15 protein-coding genes and 1 tRNA gene are annotated in these 17,266 nt (G+C 71.0%); 12 read left to right on the forward strand and 4 right to left on the reverse strand.

Annotated features, from left to right (window positions below):
• The first annotated feature begins 66 nt into the window (after positions 1–66).
• From ACIP84_RS20495 to ACIP84_RS20515, 5 genes are all read left to right on the forward strand, one after another.
• The gene (locus tag ACIP84_RS20495; RefSeq protein WP_355958007.1) at positions 67–927 is read left to right on the forward strand and encodes a siderophore-interacting protein; all 861 of its coding nucleotides are present in this window, start codon (positions 67–69) and stop codon (positions 925–927) included.
• 187 nt (positions 928–1,114) lie between these two features.
• On the forward strand, positions 1,115–2,563 hold the full coding sequence (locus ACIP84_RS20500; protein WP_401799176.1) for a pyridoxal phosphate-dependent decarboxylase family protein: 1,449 nt from the start codon (positions 1,115–1,117) through the stop codon (positions 2,561–2,563).
• Positions 2,550–3,833 (forward strand): lysine N(6)-hydroxylase/L-ornithine N(5)-oxygenase family protein, encoded by a 1,284-nt coding sequence (locus ACIP84_RS20505; protein ID WP_401799177.1) that lies wholly within the window; start codon positions 2,550–2,552, stop codon positions 3,831–3,833. The genes ACIP84_RS20500 and ACIP84_RS20505 overlap by 14 nt, the downstream gene beginning before the upstream one ends.
• Complete coding sequence (locus ACIP84_RS20510; RefSeq protein WP_355958010.1) at positions 3,830–4,360, forward strand: GNAT family N-acetyltransferase; 531 nt, start codon at positions 3,830–3,832, stop codon at positions 4,358–4,360. Before ACIP84_RS20505 ends, ACIP84_RS20510 begins: the two co-directional genes overlap by 4 nt.
• Positions 4,357–6,144: an IucA/IucC family siderophore biosynthesis protein gene (locus tag ACIP84_RS20515; RefSeq protein WP_355958012.1), complete on the forward strand. Its 1,788-nt coding sequence runs from the start codon at positions 4,357–4,359 to the stop codon at positions 6,142–6,144. Before ACIP84_RS20510 ends, ACIP84_RS20515 begins: the two co-directional genes overlap by 4 nt.
• A 66-nt stretch (positions 6,145–6,210) precedes the next feature.
• Here ACIP84_RS20515 and ACIP84_RS20520 read toward each other — a convergent pair whose 3' ends face one another.
• A complete protein-coding gene (locus ACIP84_RS20520; RefSeq protein ID WP_355958014.1) occupies positions 6,211–7,842 on the reverse strand; it encodes a beta-N-acetylhexosaminidase in 1,632 nt (543 codons plus the stop codon).
• Between the two features lie 204 nt (positions 7,843–8,046).
• Here ACIP84_RS20520 and ACIP84_RS20525 point away from each other — a divergent pair, with 204 nt between their 5' ends.
• Positions 8,047–8,322, forward strand: a complete 276-nt coding sequence (locus ACIP84_RS20525) for a hypothetical protein (protein WP_030324756.1) — start codon at positions 8,047–8,049, stop codon at positions 8,320–8,322.
• Between the two features lie 53 nt (positions 8,323–8,375).
• On the forward strand, positions 8,376–10,193 hold the full coding sequence (gene glmS / locus ACIP84_RS20530; protein ID WP_073913624.1) for a glutamine--fructose-6-phosphate transaminase (isomerizing): 1,818 nt from the start codon (positions 8,376–8,378) through the stop codon (positions 10,191–10,193).
• A 131-nt stretch (positions 10,194–10,324) separates the two neighbouring features.
• On the opposite strand, the gene ACIP84_RS20535 is transcribed toward glmS, so the two are convergent.
• Together ACIP84_RS20535 and ACIP84_RS20540 are read right to left on the reverse strand one after the other, a co-directional pair.
• On the reverse strand, positions 10,325–10,888 hold the full coding sequence (locus ACIP84_RS20535) for a GPR1/FUN34/YaaH family transporter (RefSeq protein ID WP_401799181.1): 564 nt from the start codon (positions 10,886–10,888) through the stop codon (positions 10,325–10,327).
• 175 nt (positions 10,889–11,063) lie between these two features.
• A complete protein-coding gene (locus tag ACIP84_RS20540) occupies positions 11,064–11,585 on the reverse strand; it encodes a universal stress protein (protein WP_355958018.1) in 522 nt (173 codons plus the stop codon).
• Positions 11,586–11,931: 346 nt separating this feature from the next.
• Here ACIP84_RS20540 and ACIP84_RS20545 point away from each other — a divergent pair, with 346 nt between their 5' ends.
• From ACIP84_RS20545 to ACIP84_RS20565, 5 genes are all read left to right on the forward strand, one after another.
• On the forward strand, positions 11,932–12,408 hold the full coding sequence (locus tag ACIP84_RS20545; protein WP_401799183.1) for a hypothetical protein: 477 nt from the start codon (positions 11,932–11,934) through the stop codon (positions 12,406–12,408).
• A 443-nt stretch (positions 12,409–12,851) separates the two neighbouring features.
• A complete protein-coding gene (locus ACIP84_RS20550) occupies positions 12,852–14,021 on the forward strand; it encodes a helix-turn-helix domain-containing protein (RefSeq protein ID WP_355958021.1) in 1,170 nt (389 codons plus the stop codon).
• A gap of 242 nt (positions 14,022–14,263) precedes the next feature.
• Positions 14,264–14,866 (forward strand): oligoribonuclease, encoded by a 603-nt coding sequence (gene orn, locus ACIP84_RS20555; protein ID WP_055603480.1) that lies wholly within the window; start codon positions 14,264–14,266, stop codon positions 14,864–14,866.
• 117 nt (positions 14,867–14,983) lie between these two features.
• Positions 14,984–15,056: transfer RNA gene (locus ACIP84_RS20560), tRNA-His, on the forward strand.
• 79 nt (positions 15,057–15,135) lie between these two features.
• Positions 15,136–15,579: a hypothetical protein gene (locus tag ACIP84_RS20565; RefSeq protein ID WP_401799186.1), complete on the forward strand. Its 444-nt coding sequence runs from the start codon at positions 15,136–15,138 to the stop codon at positions 15,577–15,579.
• A 153-nt stretch (positions 15,580–15,732) separates the two neighbouring features.
• Here ACIP84_RS20565 and ACIP84_RS20570 read toward each other — a convergent pair whose 3' ends face one another.
• A complete protein-coding gene (locus tag ACIP84_RS20570) occupies positions 15,733–17,256 on the reverse strand; it encodes a cellulose binding domain-containing protein (protein ID WP_355958023.1) in 1,524 nt (507 codons plus the stop codon).
• Between the last annotated feature and the right edge of the window lie 10 nt (positions 17,257–17,266).

The following is a 17,266-nucleotide window of genomic DNA, read 5'->3' on the forward strand; positions in this document are numbered from 1 at the left end:
ACCCCGAGGGGGTGGCGGCCCTCCCCCCGTTCCGGAGTTTGTGAGGTTAGGCTAACCTACGTTCTCATGACGCACCCCGAGACCGCCCCCTTCCAGTTCTTCCACCTGCGGGTGGACCGGACCCGGCGGCTCGGCCCGTCCCTGGTCCGCGTCACCTTCACCGGCGACGAGCTGAAGAACTTCGCCGCCGGCGGCCGCGACCAGTCGCTCTCCCTCTTCCTGCCGCACCCCGGCCAGGACGCGCCGGTCCTGCCGCCGCTCGACGACCCGGACATGTACGCGATCCTCGGCGCCTGGCGTGCGATGCCCGACGACGTGCGGGCCGTGATGCGTTCGTACACCGTCCGCGAGCAGCGCACCGAGCCGGAGCACGCCGAGAACGCCGTCGACATCGACTTCGCGATCCACGAGGACGGCGGCCCCGCCTGCCGTTGGGCCTCGCGGGCCACCCCCGGCGACCGCGTGGTCGTCCTCGGCCCGGCGATCGCCGCGAACACCGGTGTCCGCTTCCACCTGCCCGAGGACGCCGACTCCGTCCTGATCTGGGCCGACGAGACGGCCCTTCCGGCCGCCTCGGCGATCCTGGAGTGGCTGCCGGCCGGGACCCGCGCCCAGGTGTTCCTGGAGGTGCCGTACTCCGGCGACCGCACGGAACTCGCGACGCGGGCGGACGCGACCGTCACCTGGCTCGTACGCGAGGAGGGGGCGCCGTCCGCCGTGGACGCGGTGCGCGGAGTCGAGCTGCCCGGGGCGGCCCCGTACGTCTGGATCGCGGGTGAGTCGGGCGCGGTGAAGGCGCTGCGCCGGCACTTCGTGCGGGACCGCGAACTCGACCGGCGCCGGGTGACGTTCGTCGGCTACTGGCGCAAGGGCCTGTCCGAGGACGCGCTGCGCGAGGTCCCGGACGAGACGCAGGAAGACGCGTAGCCGGTACACACGCCGTCAAAAGCGGACAGTCCGGCCGATGACGGCCGCCAACTGCCGTGGCAGGTGAGGGGCGAGGGCCGTTGCGATGGAAAGTTAGGTTAGGCTAACCTTGTTTCACCGCGTCGCCCCTCGCCCCTTTCCCCTGTCCGGAGGGCGCGACCGAGCCCCGTACCTGGAGGCCCCCCACATGCGCTCTCACCTGCTCAACGACACCACGGCGGAGAGCTACCGGCGCTCCGTCACCGAAGGAGTCGAGCGGGTGGCGGACAAACTCGCCGCGACGCGACGTCCGTTCACCGGAGTGACAGCCGCCGAGCTCGCCCCCGTCATCGACGCCGTCGACCTCGACCGTCCGCTCGGCGACGCCTCCGCCGCGCTCGACGAGCTGGAGAGCGTCTACCTCCGCGACGCCGTCTACTTCCACCACCCCCGCTACCTGGGCCACCTCAACTGCCCGGTGGTCATCCCCGCCCTCCTCGGCGAGGCCGTCCTCTCGGCGGTCAACTCCTCGCTCGACACCTGGGACCAGAGCGCGGGCGGCACCCTCATCGAGCGCAAGCTGATCGACTGGACCAACGGCCGCATCGGCTTCGGCCCGGGCGCCGACGGCGTGTTCACCAGCGGCGGCTCGCAGTCCAACCTCCAGGCGCTGCTCCTCGCCCGCGAGGAGGCGAAGCCCGCAGACGGGCGAGACCTGTCGAAGCTCCGGATCTTCTCCTCCGAGTGCAGCCACTTCAGCGTCCAGAAGTCGGCCGGCCTCCTCGGCCTCGGCCAGGACGCCGTCATCTCGATCCCGGTCGACCGGAACAAGCGGATGCAGTCCGTCGTCCTCGCCGCCGAGCTGGAGGCCTGCCGCGCCGAGGGCCTCGTCCCGATGGCGATCGTCGCCACCGCCGGCACCACCGACTTCGGCTCCATCGACCCGCTGCCCGAGATCGCCGCCCTGGCCGACGAGTACGGCGCCTGGATGCACGTGGACGCCGCCTACGGCTGCGGACTGCTCGCCTCCCCGACCCGCCGCCACCTCCTGGCCGGCATCGAGCGGGCCGACTCGGTCACCGTCGACTTCCACAAGTCCTTCTTCCAGCCGGTGAGTTCCTCGGCGATCCTGGTCCGCGACGGAGCCACCCTGCGCCACGCGACCTACCACGCGGACTACCTGAACCCGGCTCGGACCGTCGCCGAGCGGATCCCCAACCAGGTCGACAAGTCCCTCCAGACCACCCGCCGCTTCGACGCGCTCAAGCTCTGGATGACCCTGCGCGTGATGGGCGCCGACGGTGTCGGCCGGCTCTTCGACGAGGTCTGCGACCTGGCCGCCGAGGGCTTCGCGCTGCTCGCCGCCGACCCGCGCTACGACGTCGTGGTCGAGCCGCAGATCTCCACCCTCGTCTACCGCTACATCCCGGAGAACGCCACGTCCCCCGAGGAGATCGACCGGGCCAACCTGCACGCCCGCAAGGCCCTGTTCGCCTCCGGTGAGGCCGTCGTCGCCGGCACCAAGGTCGACGGCCGCCAGTACCTCAAGTTCACCCTGCTCAACCCCGAGACCACCGCGGCCGACATCGCCGCCGTCCTCGATCTGATCGCCGGCTACGCCGAGCAGTACCTGGGAGAGACCCTTGTCCACGCCTGAGACGACCGAGATCCACGACTTCATCGGCATCGGACTCGGTCCGTTCAACCTCGGACTCGCCTGCCTGACCGAGCCGATCGACGAGCTGAACGGCCTCTTCCTGGAGTCGAAGCCCGACTTCGAGTGGCACTCGGGGATGTTCCTCGAGGGCGCCCACCTCCAGACCCCGTTCATGTCGGACCTGGTCACGATGGCCGACCCGACCTCGCCGTACTCCTTCCTGAACTACCTGAAGGACAGGGGCCGGCTGTACTCGTTCTACATCCGCGAGAACTTCTACCCGCTGCGGACCGAGTACAACGACTACTGCCGCTGGGCCGCCGGGCGCCTCTCCTCCGTCCGCTTCTCGACGACCGTCGCCACCGTGACGTTCGACGAGACCACCGAGGTGTACGTGGTGACCACCGAGGCCGGAGAAACGTTCCGCTCGCGCCGTCTGGTCCTCGGCACCGGCACCCCGGCGTACGTCCCCGAGCCCTGCCGGGGCCTCGGCGGCGACCTGATCCACAACTCGCGCTACCTCCCGAACAAGGAGGAGCTCCAGAAGAAGAAGTCGATCACCCTGGTCGGCAGCGGCCAGAGCGCCGCCGAGATCTACTACGACCTCCTCGGCGAGATCGACGTCCACGGGTACCGGCTCAACTGGGTGACCCGCTCCCCGCGCTTCTTCCCGCTGGAGTACACCAAGCTCACCCTGGAGATGACCTCCCCGGAGTACGTGGACTACTTCCACGCGCTCCCCGAGCAGACCCGCTACCGCCTGGAGACCGAGCAGAAGGGCCTCTTCAAGGGCATCGACGGCGAGCTCATCGACGCCATCTTCGACCTGCTCTACCAGAAGAACCTCACCGGCCCCGTGCCCACCCGCCTCCTCACCAACTCCGCGCTGCACACCGCCGCGTACGAGGAGTCGACGGGCACGTACACCCTGGGCTTCCGCCAGGAGGAGCAGGAGAAGGACTTCACCCTGGACACCGAGGGCCTGATCCTCGCCACCGGGTACAAGTACGCCGTCCCCGCCTTCCTGGAGCCGGTCCGCGACCGCCTCAACTGGGACGGCCAGGGCCGCTTCGACGTGGCCCGCAACTACGCGATCGACACGACGGGCCGCGGGGTGTTCCTGCAGAACGCCTCCGTGCACACCCACTCGATCACCTCGCCCGACCTCGGCATGGGGGCGTACCGCAACGCGTACATCATCGGGGCGATGCTGGGCTACGACTACTACCCCGTCGAGAAGACCATCGCCTTCCAGGAGTTCGCCGCATGACCGTCCGTTTCCGCCCGCTCGACCCCGTCAAGGACGCGGAGCTGCTCCACGGCTGGGTCACCCACCCCAAGGCCGCGTTCTGGATGATGCAGGACGCGAGCGTCGAGGACGTCGTGCGCGAGTACACGGCCTTCGCCGCCCACCCGCACCACGAGGCGTTCATCGGCCTGGTCGACGAGGTCCCCGCGATCCTCATGGAGCGCTACGACCCGGCCCACCTGGAGCTGGTCGGCCTCTACGACCCGCGGCCGGGCGACGTCGGCATGCACTTCCTCGTCGCCCCGACCGACACCCCCGTGCACGGCTTCACCCGCAAGGTGATCACCGCCGTGATGACGGAGCTGTTCGCCGACCCGGCGACCGCCCGGGTCGTCGTCGAGCCGGACGTGTCCAACAAGGCCGTCCACGCGCTCAACGAGGCCGTCGGCTTCGTACCGGAGCGGGAGATCCAGAAGCCGGAGAAGAAGGCGCTGCTGAGCTTCTGCACCCGGGAGCAGTTCGAGGCCGCCGTGGGAGTCGCCGTATGAGCACCGCCGATCTGTCGAACCCCGTCGCGCACCTCACCCCCGAGCTGTGGGCGGACGCCAACCGCGCGCTGATCCGCAAGGGCCTCGCGGAGTTCGCCCACGAGCGGCTCCTCGACCCGCGCGAGCTCGGCGAGAGCCGCTACGCGGTCCTGTCGGACGACGGCGCCACCGAGTACCGCTTCACCGCGGACCGGTACGCCCTCGACCACTGGCAGGTCTACGCCGAGTCGATCAGCCGCCACCGCGGCGACGAGCAGCTTCCGCTCGACGCGCTCCAGTTCATCACCGAGCTGCGCGGCGCCCTCGGCCTGAGCGACGAGGTCCTGCCGGTCTACCTGGAGGAGATCTCCTCCACGCTCGCCGGTACGGCGTTCAAGGCGACCAAGGAGCCGGTCACCTCCGCCGAGCTGGCCCACGCCGGCTTCCAGGCGATCGAGACGGGGATGACCGAGGGCCACCCCTGCTTCGTCGCCAACAACGGACGGCTCGGCTTCGGTGTCGACGAGTTCCGCGCGTACGCCCCCGAGGCGGCGAGCGGGATCCACCTGATCTGGCTGGCGGCGCGGCGCGACCGCACCACCTTCACGGCCGGCGCGGGCATCGACTACGAGGCCTTCGTCCGCGCGGAGCTGGGCGACGCGGCGGTGGACGGCTTCGCGGCGACCCTGGCGGCCCGCGGCCTGGACCTGGCCGACTACCTCCTCATGCCGGCGCACCCCTGGCAGTGGTGGAACAAGCTGTCCGTCACCTTCGCGGCCGAGGTCGCGCAGCAGCGCCTGGTGTACCTGGGCGAGGGCGACGACACGTATCTGGCGCAGCAGTCGATCCGTACCTTCTTCAACACCTCGGACCCGGCCAAGCACTACGTGAAGACGGCCCTGTCGGTCCTCAACATGGGCTTCATGCGGGGTCTTTCGGCCGCGTACATGGAGGCCACCCCGGCCATCAACGACTGGCTGCACACCCTCATCGAGTCGGACGCGACGTTCCGCTCGGCCCGCTTCTCGATCATCCGCGAGCGGGCGGCCGTCGGCTACCGGCACCTGGAGTACGAGGCCGCGACCGACCGCTACTCGCCGTACCGCAAGATGCTGGCGGCGCTCTGGCGCGAGTCCCCCGTGCCGACCCTCGCCGAGGGCGAGCGGCTCGCGACGATGGCGTCCCTCGTCCACGTGGACCACACGGGCGCGTCGTTCGCGGGTGCGCTGATCAAGGAGTCGGGCCTGGAGGCCTCGGTCTGGCTCCGCCGGTACCTGGACGCCTATCTGCTCCCGGTCCTGCACAGCTTCTACGCGTACGACCTGGCGTTCATGCCGCACGGCGAGAACGTGATCCTGGTCCTCGACGAGCGTGGCGCGGTGTCGCGGGCGATCTTCAAGGACATCGCCGAGGAGATCGTCGTCATGGACCCGGCGGCGGTCCTGCCGCCGGCGGTGGAGCGGGTCCGTGCGGAGATCCCCGAGGACATGAAGCTCCTCTCGGTCTTCACGGACGTCTTCGACTGCTTCTTCCGCTTCCTTGCGGCGACGCTCGCCACGGAGGGCGTCCTCGACGAGGACGACTTCTGGCGGACGGTCGCGGAGTGCGTGCGCGGCTACGAGCAGTCGAAGCCGGAACTGGCGGACCGGTTCGCCCAGTACGACATGTTCGCGGAGACCTTCGCCCTGTCGGCCCTGAACCGCCTGCAGCTCCGCAACAACAGGCAGATGGTGGACCTGTCCGACCCGTCGGCGGCCCTCCAGCTCGTCGGCGACCTGGTCAACCCGATCGCCCGCTTCGCGTGACCCCCAGACCGATGTGAGCCCCGGCGGAGTACGGTCCCCGCCGGGGCTCACATCTGTGCGTACCGGCTACTCCGCCGGCCAGGGGACCTCCGGGGAGCGGTAGTAGTCGATGCCCAGGGCGTCGAACCTCGGGGCCTGCTCCGCGAGGCGGACCTTGTACGTGTCCCAGTCGTGGGTCGCCGCCGGCGACCAGCCCAGTTCCGCCAGGCCCGGCAGCCGCGGGAAGGCCATGACGTCGAGGTCGTCCGTGGTGGCCAGGGTCTCCGTCCAGAGCGGGGCCTCGATGCCGCGGACGCTGTCCGCCGGGGCGCCCGCGAGGTAGGCGGCCGGGTTCCAGTCGTACGACCTGCGGACCTCCACGTAGCCCGCCCAGGCGAGGCCGAGCTTGGTGTCCTTCGTGTACTTCATGTCGAGGTACGTGCGGTCGGCCGGGGAGAGGACGAGGCCCGCGCCGTTCCGGGCGGCGGCCGCGACCCGCTCCTTCTCCTCCGTGGGGGTGCGGTCGAGGCCCCAGTACTGGACGAGGGCGCCGTCCGCCGGGGTGGTGCCGGTCAGCTGGTGCCAGCCGACGACCTTCTTCCCGTACTTCGCGACGACGGGCTGCACCTTGTCCATGAAGGTCACGTAGTCCGCGTGGCTGGTGGAGTGCGCCTCGTCGCCGCCGATGTGGATGTACCGGCCGGGGGTGAGCTCGGCGATCTCGCGGATCACGTCGTCGACGAAGTCGTACGTGACGGGCTTCGGCACGCACAGGGAGCTGAAGCCGACCTTGGTGCCGGTGTAGAGCTCCGGGGCGACGCCGTCGCAGTTGAGCTCGGCGTAGGAGGCGAGGGCGGCGTTGGTGTGGCCGGGGAGGTCGATCTCGGGGATCACCTCCTGGTAGCGGGAGGCGGCGTACCGGACGATCTCCTGGTACTGCGCCTTGGTGTAGAAGCCGCCGGGGCCGCCGCCGACCTCGGTGGAGCCGCCGTACGTGGTGAGCCGGGGCCAGGAGTCGACGGCGATGCGCCACCCCTGGTCGTCGGAGAGGTGCAGATGAAGGGTGTTGACCTTGTAGAGCGCGAGCTGGTCGATGTACCGCTTCACCTCGTCGACGGTGAAGAAGTGGCGGGAGACGTCGAGCATGGCGCCCCGGTAGGCGTACCGCGGGGTGTCGGTGATCGTGCCGCCGGCGATCTTCCAGGGCCCGTTCTGGACGCTCTTGCGCTCGACGGCGGAGGGCAGCTGCTGGCGCAGGGTCTGGACGCCGCGGAAGAGCCCGGCGGGTTCGCGCGCGGTGAGGGTGACGCCGTCGGGGGCCGAGTGGAGCCGGTAGCCCTCGGCGCCGAGCTCGGTGTCGCCGGGGCTGAGGCGGAGCCGGATGCCGCCGCCCGCGGCCGCCTCGTCGACGACGGGCAGCGGGAAGCCGGTGGCGGGGCGGAGCAGTCCGGCGAGGTAGCGGCCGAGGTCCCGGATCTCGCGGTTCGTGTCGTCCACGCCGATGCGGGTGGTCAGGGTGAGGGTGTAGGGCTCGCCCGCGGGGGTGACGGAGGCGGGTACGGGCACGATGCGGCCGAGCGGGCGGACCTCGGGCTCGGCGGCCGCGGCGTTCTTGCCGTCCGCGGTGCTGTCGGCGGAGGCCTCGCCGCAGCCGACACCGGCGGCGGCGACGAGGAGCAGGGATCCGATCAGGCGCGGAATCCTTCGGCGCTGTGTCACAGGCTGGTCCCCTTCGGGCGTTGGATCAGGCGTTGGACGCGTCTGTCGAGTTCTATAACCGAACCGTCACCATGCGTACCGCCGGGGTATCCACCCGTCAAGGTCTGGACCAACCACCCCGGACAGCGGGTTGATCATGGCACACCTGCCCGATATCGGGCAGGATTCTTGCGAATGGCGACAGGTACCCCCCAATATTCATGGGTGCTCGAACGCCGCCCGTCGCACGACGACCTCATCGACCACCTGGTCCGCAGCACCGCGCTCCAGCGCGGTGAGGCCGCCCGAGTGGTGCTCGACGTGCTGGCGTACTTCGACGAGACGACCGAGGAGTTCGTCCGCCGCCGACACCGCGAACTGCAGTCCGGCGGGGCCGTGAACGCCGAGATCTTCGAACGGATCTCGGCGGAACTGCCCCACCGGGCCGTGGCGCCGCCGGAGCTCTCGCTCCGGCAACTGCGCCGCATCGTCTACGGCTGAGTCACGAACGAACACGGCGGGCACACTCACCAACCTGGAGGGGTTTCACCTTTATGTGCGGAATTGTCGGTTACATCGGAAAGCGTGACGTCGCCCCGCTGCTCCTTGAGGGCCTGGCGCGTCTGGAGTACCGGGGATACGACTCGGCCGGCATGGTCGTCACCAGCCCGAAGGCCTCCGGTCTGAAGATGGTCAAGGCCAAGGGTCGCGTCCGTGACCTGGAGGCCCGTGTCCCCAAGCGCTTCACCGGTACCACCGGCATCGCCCACACCCGCTGGGCCACCCACGGCGCGCCGAGCGACATCAACTCGCACCCGCACATGGACCCCGAGAACAAGGTCGCGGTCGTCCACAACGGCATCGTCGACAACGCCCAGGAGCTCCGCGCCAAGCTGGAGGCCGACGGCGTCGTCTTCGCCTCCGAGACGGACACCGAGGTCATCACCCACCTCATCGCCCGCTCCCAGGCCACCACCCTCGAGGAGAAGGTCCGCGAGGCGCTCAAGGTCATCGAGGGCACCTACGGCATCGCCGTGATGCACGCCGACTTCAACGACCGCATCGTCGTGGCCCGCAACGGCTCGCCGGTCATCCTCGGCATCGGCGAGAAGGAGATGCTCGTCGCCTCCGACGTCGCCGCCCTGATCGCCCACACCCGCCAGGTCGTCACCCTCGACGACGGCGAGATGGCCACCCTCAAGGCCGACGACTTCCGCACGTACACGACCTCGGGCGCGACCACCACCGCCACCCCGGAGACCGTGGAGTGGGAGGCCGCCTCGTACGACATGGGCGGTCACGACACCTTCATGCACAAGGAGATCTCCGAGCAGCCCGACGCGGTCGACCGCGTGCTGCGCGGCCGGATCGACGACCGCTTCTCCACCGTGCACCTGGGCGGCCTGAACCTGGACCCGCGCGAGGCCCGCACCATCCGCCGGATCAAGATCCTCGGCTGCGGCACCTCCTACCACGCCGGCCTCATCGGCGCCGGGCTCATCGAGTCCATGGCCCGCATCCCCGCCGACGCCGAGCCGGCCTCTGAGTTCCGCTACCGCAACCCGGTCGTGGACCCCGACACCCTCTACATCGCCGTCTCCCAGTCCGGCGAGACCTACGACGTGCTCGCCGCCGTCCAGGAGCTCAAGCGCAAGGGCGCCCGCGTCCTCGGCGTGGTCAACGTGGTCGGCTCCGCCATCGCCCGTGAGGCCGACGGCGGCGTGTACGTCCACGCCGGCCCCGAGGTCTGCGTCGTCTCCACCAAGTGCTTCACCAACACGGTCACCGCGTTCGCGCTGCTCGCCCTGCACCTGGGCCGCATCCGCGACCTGTCCGTCACCGACGGCAAGCGGATCATCGAGGGCCTGCGCAAGCTGCCCGCGCAGATCCAGGAGATCCTGGAGACCGAGGACGAGATCAAGAAGATCGCCGCGGAGTACGCCGGCGCCCAGTCGATGATGTTCATCGGCCGCGTCCGGGGCTACCCCGTCGCCCTGGAGGCCTCCCTGAAGCTCAAGGAGATCTCCTACATCCACGCCGAGGCCTACCCGGCCTCCGAGCTGAAGCACGGCCCGCTCGCCCTCATCGAGCCGGCCCTGCCGACGGTCGCGATCGTCCCCGACGACGACCTGCTCGAGAAGAACCGCGCCGCCCTGGAGGAGATCAAGGCCCGCAGCGGCCGCATCCTCGCGGTCGCGCACCAGGAGCAGGCGAAGGCCGACCACACCATCGTCGTGCCGAAGAACGAGGACGAGCTGGACCCGATCCTGATGGGCATCCCGCTCCAGCTCCTCGCCTACCACACGGCGCTCGCCATGGGCCGCGACATCGACAAGCCGCGCAACCTGGCCAAGTCCGTCACGGTCGAGTAGCGGCGGCCTCGGGGCCTGTCCCCCCGAGCCGCGCCGCCGGGCCTGTCCCCCGGCGGTTCGACCGGACACGAAGCGGTCCCCCGTGCATCCCAGGTGCACGGGGGACCGCTTTCTCCGCTCCGCTCGTACGGTCAGCTCGCCGCGGCGGCGCTGCGGTTCGCCCGGCCGAGCGCGGTCGGCCAGCCGGCCACCGCCGCCGTCGCGCCGTACCAGGCGACCAGACCGGCGACGGCCGCCACCCAGCCGCCCGCCTTCGCCAGCCCGCCGTTGTCGGCGAGCGCCCCGATGCCGAGCAGCAGCAGCGAGACGAACAGCAGCCCGTACACGCCCTGTCCGAACAGTCCGCTGCCCGAGGCGGCCAGCGTCAGCGTGAGCGCGAGGAGCGCCCACAGGAGCAGGAAGACGCCCACGGCGTCGGCGGACGCGCCGCCGCCCGCCGCGGTGCCCCAGGTGAACCAGAAGGCGCCGAGCGCCGTGAACGCCGTGCCCTCACCCTTGTCGTCCGCACGGAGGGCGAGCAGGCCGACGAGGAAGAGCGTCACCCCGCCGACCCAGGTGGCGAGGCCCGCGGCATCCGCTGCCGCGACGTTGTCGATGACACCGGTGCCGCCCAGGCCGAAGGCCAGCAGGGTCAGTCCGAGTGCGAGGTGGCCGAGAGTGGAAGTGGTGTTTCCCGCGGCGACTTCGTTGTTCACGGCGGGCTCCCTTCAGGTGCGCAGGTGTACTGCGTGAGCTGCTGTGTTCCGGTGACGCTTATGTACCCTTCACAAGCACACAATTCACCTGAGGAAGGCCGAATTTATGGCGCGATGACGTCAGTTGAGGAAGAGACCTGACGGGTCGCACGGGACGGGAGGGGCCTCGTACGCCCTACGGGATGACGATCACGGGCCGCCGGGCACGGCGCGCGAGGCGACCGGCCACCGAGCCGAAGATCCGGCCGACGATCCCGTGCGTGGAGCCGACCACGATCGCGTCGGCCGAGTACTCCCGGCCGACCTCCTCCAGCTCGTGGCAGATGTCGCCACCGCGCTCGACGAGGATCCAGGGCACCTCGGAGAGGTGCTCGGCGCAGGCCAGTTCCAGACCGAGGACCTCGGTCCGGTGGTCGGGCACGTCGACGAAGACGGGGGGCTCGCAGCCGGCCCACACCGTGGTGGGCAGCCTGTTGGCCACGTGCACGATGATCAGGCCCGAGCCGGAGCGCCTGGCCATGCCGATGGCGTACGCGAGGGCGCGCTCACTGGACGTGGAGCCGTCGAAGCCGACGACGACGCCGTGCCGGAAGGCCGGGTCGCAGGCGTGACGTGGCTGTTCTACCGCGAGGGGGTCGACCGTGGAATCGGCGACGCGCTTGCGGTCCGCGGGTTCGGGGAATTCGTGACCGGCCATCGGTGTCTCGGCGAAGAGAGTCCTCGTGGGAAGGGACGGGGAACGGAAGGGGACGGAGCAACGGGTGGCGGCGGGAGCTGTGTCCGGGAATCATCTTCCCAAGCCCATACCCCCAAGGGTACGGCGACACTCCTCTCCTGCCCAGAGCCCGCCGCGCCACTGCCCGGCCTGCGCCCCGCTCGCGCGCGGCGTTCCAGGGAGCATGCACGAGGGGCTCGGGATCTGGCAATGCCGGTTGTGCCCTACAGGTGTCCGTACGGGGGCCAAACGGACGTCGCCGAGAGTGACCGGAAGGTTCCGCTTCTCGTTGCCACAGGTCCAGCCCACCGTCGCAGGGAGACCGCCCGTGCCCGCACCATCGACCGCCGCCGGCCAGACCTCCACCGCCTCCACCGCCGTCCGCGCCACCGCGCTCGGAGGACCCCGCGGCCGGCGCCGGGCGCCCGTCCTCGGCCCGTCCGGCGCCGCGGACCCGGATCCGGGCAGCGGGCGGGGAGCGGCGGGGACGGCCCCGCGCGCGGGAGCCGGCGCGGGGGCGACGGCCGGCGGGGGCGCGGGCGCGGGGTCGGGCACGGGGTCGGGCACGGGGGGCGGCGCGGCCGCCGCGGACCAGGCCGGCGACGTCGTCCGCTGGGCGGTCTTCTGCTGCGTCCTGGTCCCGGTGGTCCTGCTCGCCTACGGCAGCTCCCTCGGCGGCGCCGCCGGGACCGCGCTCGGGCTCGTCTCGGTGACGGCGGCCTGCCGGGTACTGCTGCGGCGCTCGGAACGGGGCATGCGGAGCGAGGGCGTCCGCGGCAGGCGGCGCGACCAGGACAGGCCCTAGGTTTCCGGGGGGTGTAAACCAGCCCTAAACGGGACGCCGATCGCCCCCGCCCCTCGTGGAGTTGACAGGTTCGTACACGCGAACCCATATGTTTTCAGCCAACTTCCATCCGTCGGCGAGTCCTTGGCAAAACGGTTGCCCAACCCTGGCGCCGACACCCGGAAACGCCCCGCCCCAAGGGCTCGCACCCCCCGCGTACGGGGGCGTTCGCCACCCCGCCCCTTCCCCCGGGGGCCTCCCGGCGGAAGACTTCGCGATCGATCGCTTCACGCCAAGTGGCCTTGTCGACAATCCACCGGATGAAGAACTTGTCACGCCGGCGCCACAGGACGCAGTAGATTCGATCATGGGTACCGAAGACTGGGGTCTCGTGCAAAACCGAGGGGAAACGTGCAGGAGCGACACGACCAGGGAGACGCGAACACCGAGGGGGGCTTAGCGTCATGAGCCAGGACTCCACCGCACCGGAGGCCGCACGGAAGCTGACCGGGCGCCGCCGTCGCGAAGTCGTCGCGGTGCTGCTGTTCAGCGGCGGCCCCATCTTCGAGAGCTCCATCCCGCTCTCCGTGTTCGGCATCGACCGGCAGGACGCCGGAGTGCCCCGCTACCGACTGCTCGTCTGTGCGGGCGAGGACGGACCGCTGCGGACCACCGGTGGACTCGAACTGACCGCGCCGTACGGCCTGGAGGCGATCAGCCGGGCGGGCACCGTCGTCGTCCCGGCCTGGCGGTCGATCACCTCGCCGCCACCGCCGGAGGCACTCGAAGCGCTGCGCCGCGCCCACGAGGAGGGCGCGCGGATCGTCGGCCTGTGCACCGGGGCGTTCGTCCTCGCCGCGGCCGGCCTGCTCGACGGCCGCCCGGCGACCACGCACTGGATGTACGCGCCGACGCTCGCCAAGCGCTACCCGTCGGTCCATGTGGACCCCCGGGAGCTCTTCGTCGACGACGGGGACGTGCTGACCTCCGCGGGCACGGCGGCCGGAATCGATCTGTGTCTGCACATCGTGCGGACCGACCACGGCACGGAGGCCGCGGGCGCCCTGGCGCGCCGGCTGGTCGTCCCGCCGCGGCGCAGCGGCGGTCAGGAGCGCTACCTCGACAGGTCTTTACCTGAGGAGATCGGCGCCGACCCGCTGGCCGAGGTCGTCGCCTGGGCGCTGGAGCACCTCCACGAGCAGTTCGACGTGGAGACCCTGGCCGCCCGCGCGTACATGTCACGGCGGACCTTCGACCGCCGGTTCCGCTCGCTGACCGGTTCGGCCCCCCTCCAGTGGCTGATCACCCAGCGGGTGCTGCAGGCTCAGCGGCTGCTCGAGACCTCCGACTACTCGGTCGACGAGGTCGCGGGCCGGTGCGGCTTCCGCTCGCCGGTGGCGCTGCGCGGTCACTTCCGGCGGCAGCTCGGCTCCTCGCCGGCCGCCTACCGGGCGGCGTACCGTGCGCGGCGGCCGCAGGGCGACACCGCCACGGCGGTGCTCGACCCGGTCGTGCCCGCCCAGGTCATGGCCGGAATCAGGCGCCCGGCGTCCCCGCTGGACCAGGGGAAGCCGCAGTCCGACGCCTACGCTCCGGGGCGCCCCTCGTTCCCGGGCCAGCGCAGCGCACCGTAGGAGAAGAGAAGACAGCCGCCGCCACGAGCGGCGCGCAGCAGGAACGACGGGCCCCCGGGGACATCTCCCCCGGGGGCCCGTCGGCGTCGCGTCCACGGGGCCGCCGGGCGGGGCGGACGTCCGGACGCGGGAGGGAAACGGGAGGGGAACGGAAGGGGAGAACGACGCCGGCTCCCGCATCGACCTCCTCACGGGGCGGCTCGGCCCGCTCCGGCAGGGGAAAGAGCCCCTAAGGTGGACGCATGAACGATCGCATGGTGTGGATCGACTGCGAGATGACCGGGCTCTCGCTGACGGACGACGCACTCATCGAGGTGGCCGCACTGGTCACCGACTCGGAACTGAACGTGCTCGGCGACGGGGTGGACATCGTGATCCGCCCGCCGGACACCGCCCTGGAGACCATGCCCGAGATCGTGCGCCAGATGCACACGGCCTCGGGGCTGCTCGACGCGCTCGCCGACGGCACCACGCTGGCCGACGCGGAGGCCCAGGTCCTCGCGTACATCCGCGAGCACGTCAAGGAACCCGGCAAGGCGCCCCTGTGCGGGAACTCGGTCTCCACGGACCGCGGCTTCCTCGCCCGGGACATGCCCGCCCTGGAGAGCCACCTGCACTACCGGATCGTCGATGTCTCCTCGGTCAAGGAGCTGGCCCGCCGCTGGTACCCGAGGGCGTACTTCAACAGTCCGGAGAAGAACGGCAACCACCGGGCGCTCGCCGACATCCGCGAGTCCATCGCGGAGCTGCGCTACTACCGCGAGGCGGTCTTCGTCCCGCAGCCCGGCCCCGACTCGGAGACCGCGAAGCAGATCGCGGCCCGGCACGTCGTACCGGCCGAATAATCCCCTCCGCGCAGGGCCGCTCGTGCCCGCACATCAATGCGGGCGCGAGCACCCTCCAGGACCCTGTAGACTTCTTCTCGGCCGGTCAGGGAAACCTTCGGGAAACCGCCGGTCATGGTGGGTATAGCTCAGATGGTAGAGCACCTGGTTGTGGTCCAGGATGTCGCGGGTTCGAGTCCCGTTACTCACCCTGTCGGTTCAGGCCCCGGTTCGTTTCGAACCGGGGCCTGAGTCGTTGTCCCGGCCGTCGTGAACTTCAGGAGCCCCCGGTGACGTCCCGATTCCTCAGGCAGGCCGGGGCGTCCGTTCTCGCTCTGGAGCTCGGCTACCTCCTCCTCATACAGCTGGCCGTCGTGGTGTTCACGCCGGACACCGCCGAGATCGACCACACCGCTCCGCGTGGCTCCGGGGACGTCCTCCTCTTCCTCGCGGCCGATGCCGCGGTCGCGCTGCTGCTGGTCTGGGGCGCGGCGGTGCTCGGGCTCGGTACCTTCAGGGACCGGGGCCCCCGCGGGGGTCGGGTCGTGGCGCTCGGCGGGGCGGCGGCCCTGCAGGTGTTCGTCGTCTGGGCGGCCGCGTCCAACGCCCTGGCACGCGAGGGCGGACCGGATCTCGTGCTCAACTGGGTGATGGTGCTGCTCGCGCTGGTCGCCTTCGCCGGGTGCGGCACGGGCCTGCGGGACGAGTTCGGCAGGCCGCGGCTCGCGAGCTGACCGCGCCGTTCACCCCTCACCCTTCCGGCAGCGGGCCTGACGGACCCGGACACAGGGGTGCGCGCCCCGGCCGGGAGGTGGGGTGGCTCCGGCCGGGGCGCGCGGTGTGGGGGGCGCGATGGCTTCTGGGGCGGACCGACGGGTCCGGGGGCTCTACTTGTAGGCGGCGAAGGCCTTCGTGAACGCCAGCGGCTGCTGGAGGATCGAGGAGCAGGTGGCGTCGGCGCGGTTCACGGCGCCGTCCGGGCACTGCTTGTCCCTGGTCGAGGACCACATCGAGAGCCAGCCGATGCCCTTGGACCTCGCGAAGTCGACGAGCTGGGTGGCGTCGTCGACCTTGAAGACCTCGCTCACGACGTCGTTGACGCCGATCATCGGGGTGACGGCGACGGCCTTCCAGGCGGCCGCGTCGGAGAGCCCGAGGACGCCCTTGATCTGCGCCTGGGTCGCCGTCGCGGCCTGGATGGCGTACGTGCCCATGTCGGCGCTGTAGGCAGGCCCGTAGTCCATCGCCATGATGTTGACGGCGTCGGTGCGGACCCCGTTGCGCTTGGCGTCGGCGAGCAGGTCGACGCCCGGCTGGGTCAGGCCCTCGGGCATGACCGGCAGGGTGAAGGAGACGTTCAGGCCGGGGTGGGACTTCTGGAGCTGGGCGATCGCCTGCGAGCGGCGGGTGTTGGCGGCGGTGTCGGGCAGGGCCGCGCCCTCGACGTCGAAGTCGACCTTGGTCAGCTTGTAGTGGTCGATGACCTTGCCGTACGCGGCGGCCAGCGCCGAGGACGAGGAGCAGTTCAGGGCCAGCTCGTGCCCGGCGGCGCCGCCGAAGGAGACCCGGACGTCGCCGCCCTTGGCGCGCAGGGCGCCTATCTGCGCGGCGACCCTGTCGTTCGCCAGGTCGGTGACCCCGCCCCACAGCGGGGCGCAGGAGCCGCCGGAGGTGATGAAGGCGAGGTTGAACTCCTTCACACCGGTGGCGTCGGCGGTCGCGAGGAGGTCGTACGCCGGGTACAGCGAGGTGTCGACGTAGGGGGCGTACCTGGCGGCCGTGACGGGCCCGCCGGTCGCCGTGGGCGTGGGGGTGGGGGTGGCCGTGGGGGTGGCAGTGGGCTTCGGAGGCGCGGTGGTGGGGGTGGCGGTCGGCCTGGGGGTCGTGGTGGCCGTGGCGGTTGCCGTCGGCTTCGGGGTCGCCGTGGGGGTGGGGGCGGTCGTGGTGGGGCGGCCGCTGGGGGTGGGGGCGGTGCCTCCGGCGGAGCAGGCCGCTTTGTTGATCAGGCAGTTGGCGGGGTCGCCGGCCTGTCCGGCGGCGGAGGTGACGAAGCCGACGGTGACGGACTGGCCGGGCGCGAGCTGCTTGTTCCAGCCGGCGGGCTTCACGGTGACGTGGCTGCCGGAGACGGTGTGCTCGCCGTTCCAGAGGGAACCGATGGTCGTGCCGGCCGGCAGGTCGAACTCCAGGGTCCAGTCGGACTGGGCGGCGGAGGTCTCGTTGGTGACGACGTACTGCCCGGTGTAGCCACCGGTCCACGAGCTGGTCCTGGTGTACGCGGCGCCGACCGCGGCGGCCTGGGCCGTACCGGTGAGCGCGAACGCGGCGCCGCCGACGACCGCGGCGGCGACGAGCGCTCCGACGGCCTTGGTCCTGGTGCTCGCCCTGCGCCGGTGCGAACTGGTGCCCATCGCGTGCCTG

The sequence above is a fragment of the Streptomyces sp. NPDC088707 genome (genome assembly GCF_044752725.1).
Taxonomy (GTDB): Bacteria; Actinomycetota; Actinomycetes; order Streptomycetales; family Streptomycetaceae; genus Streptomyces.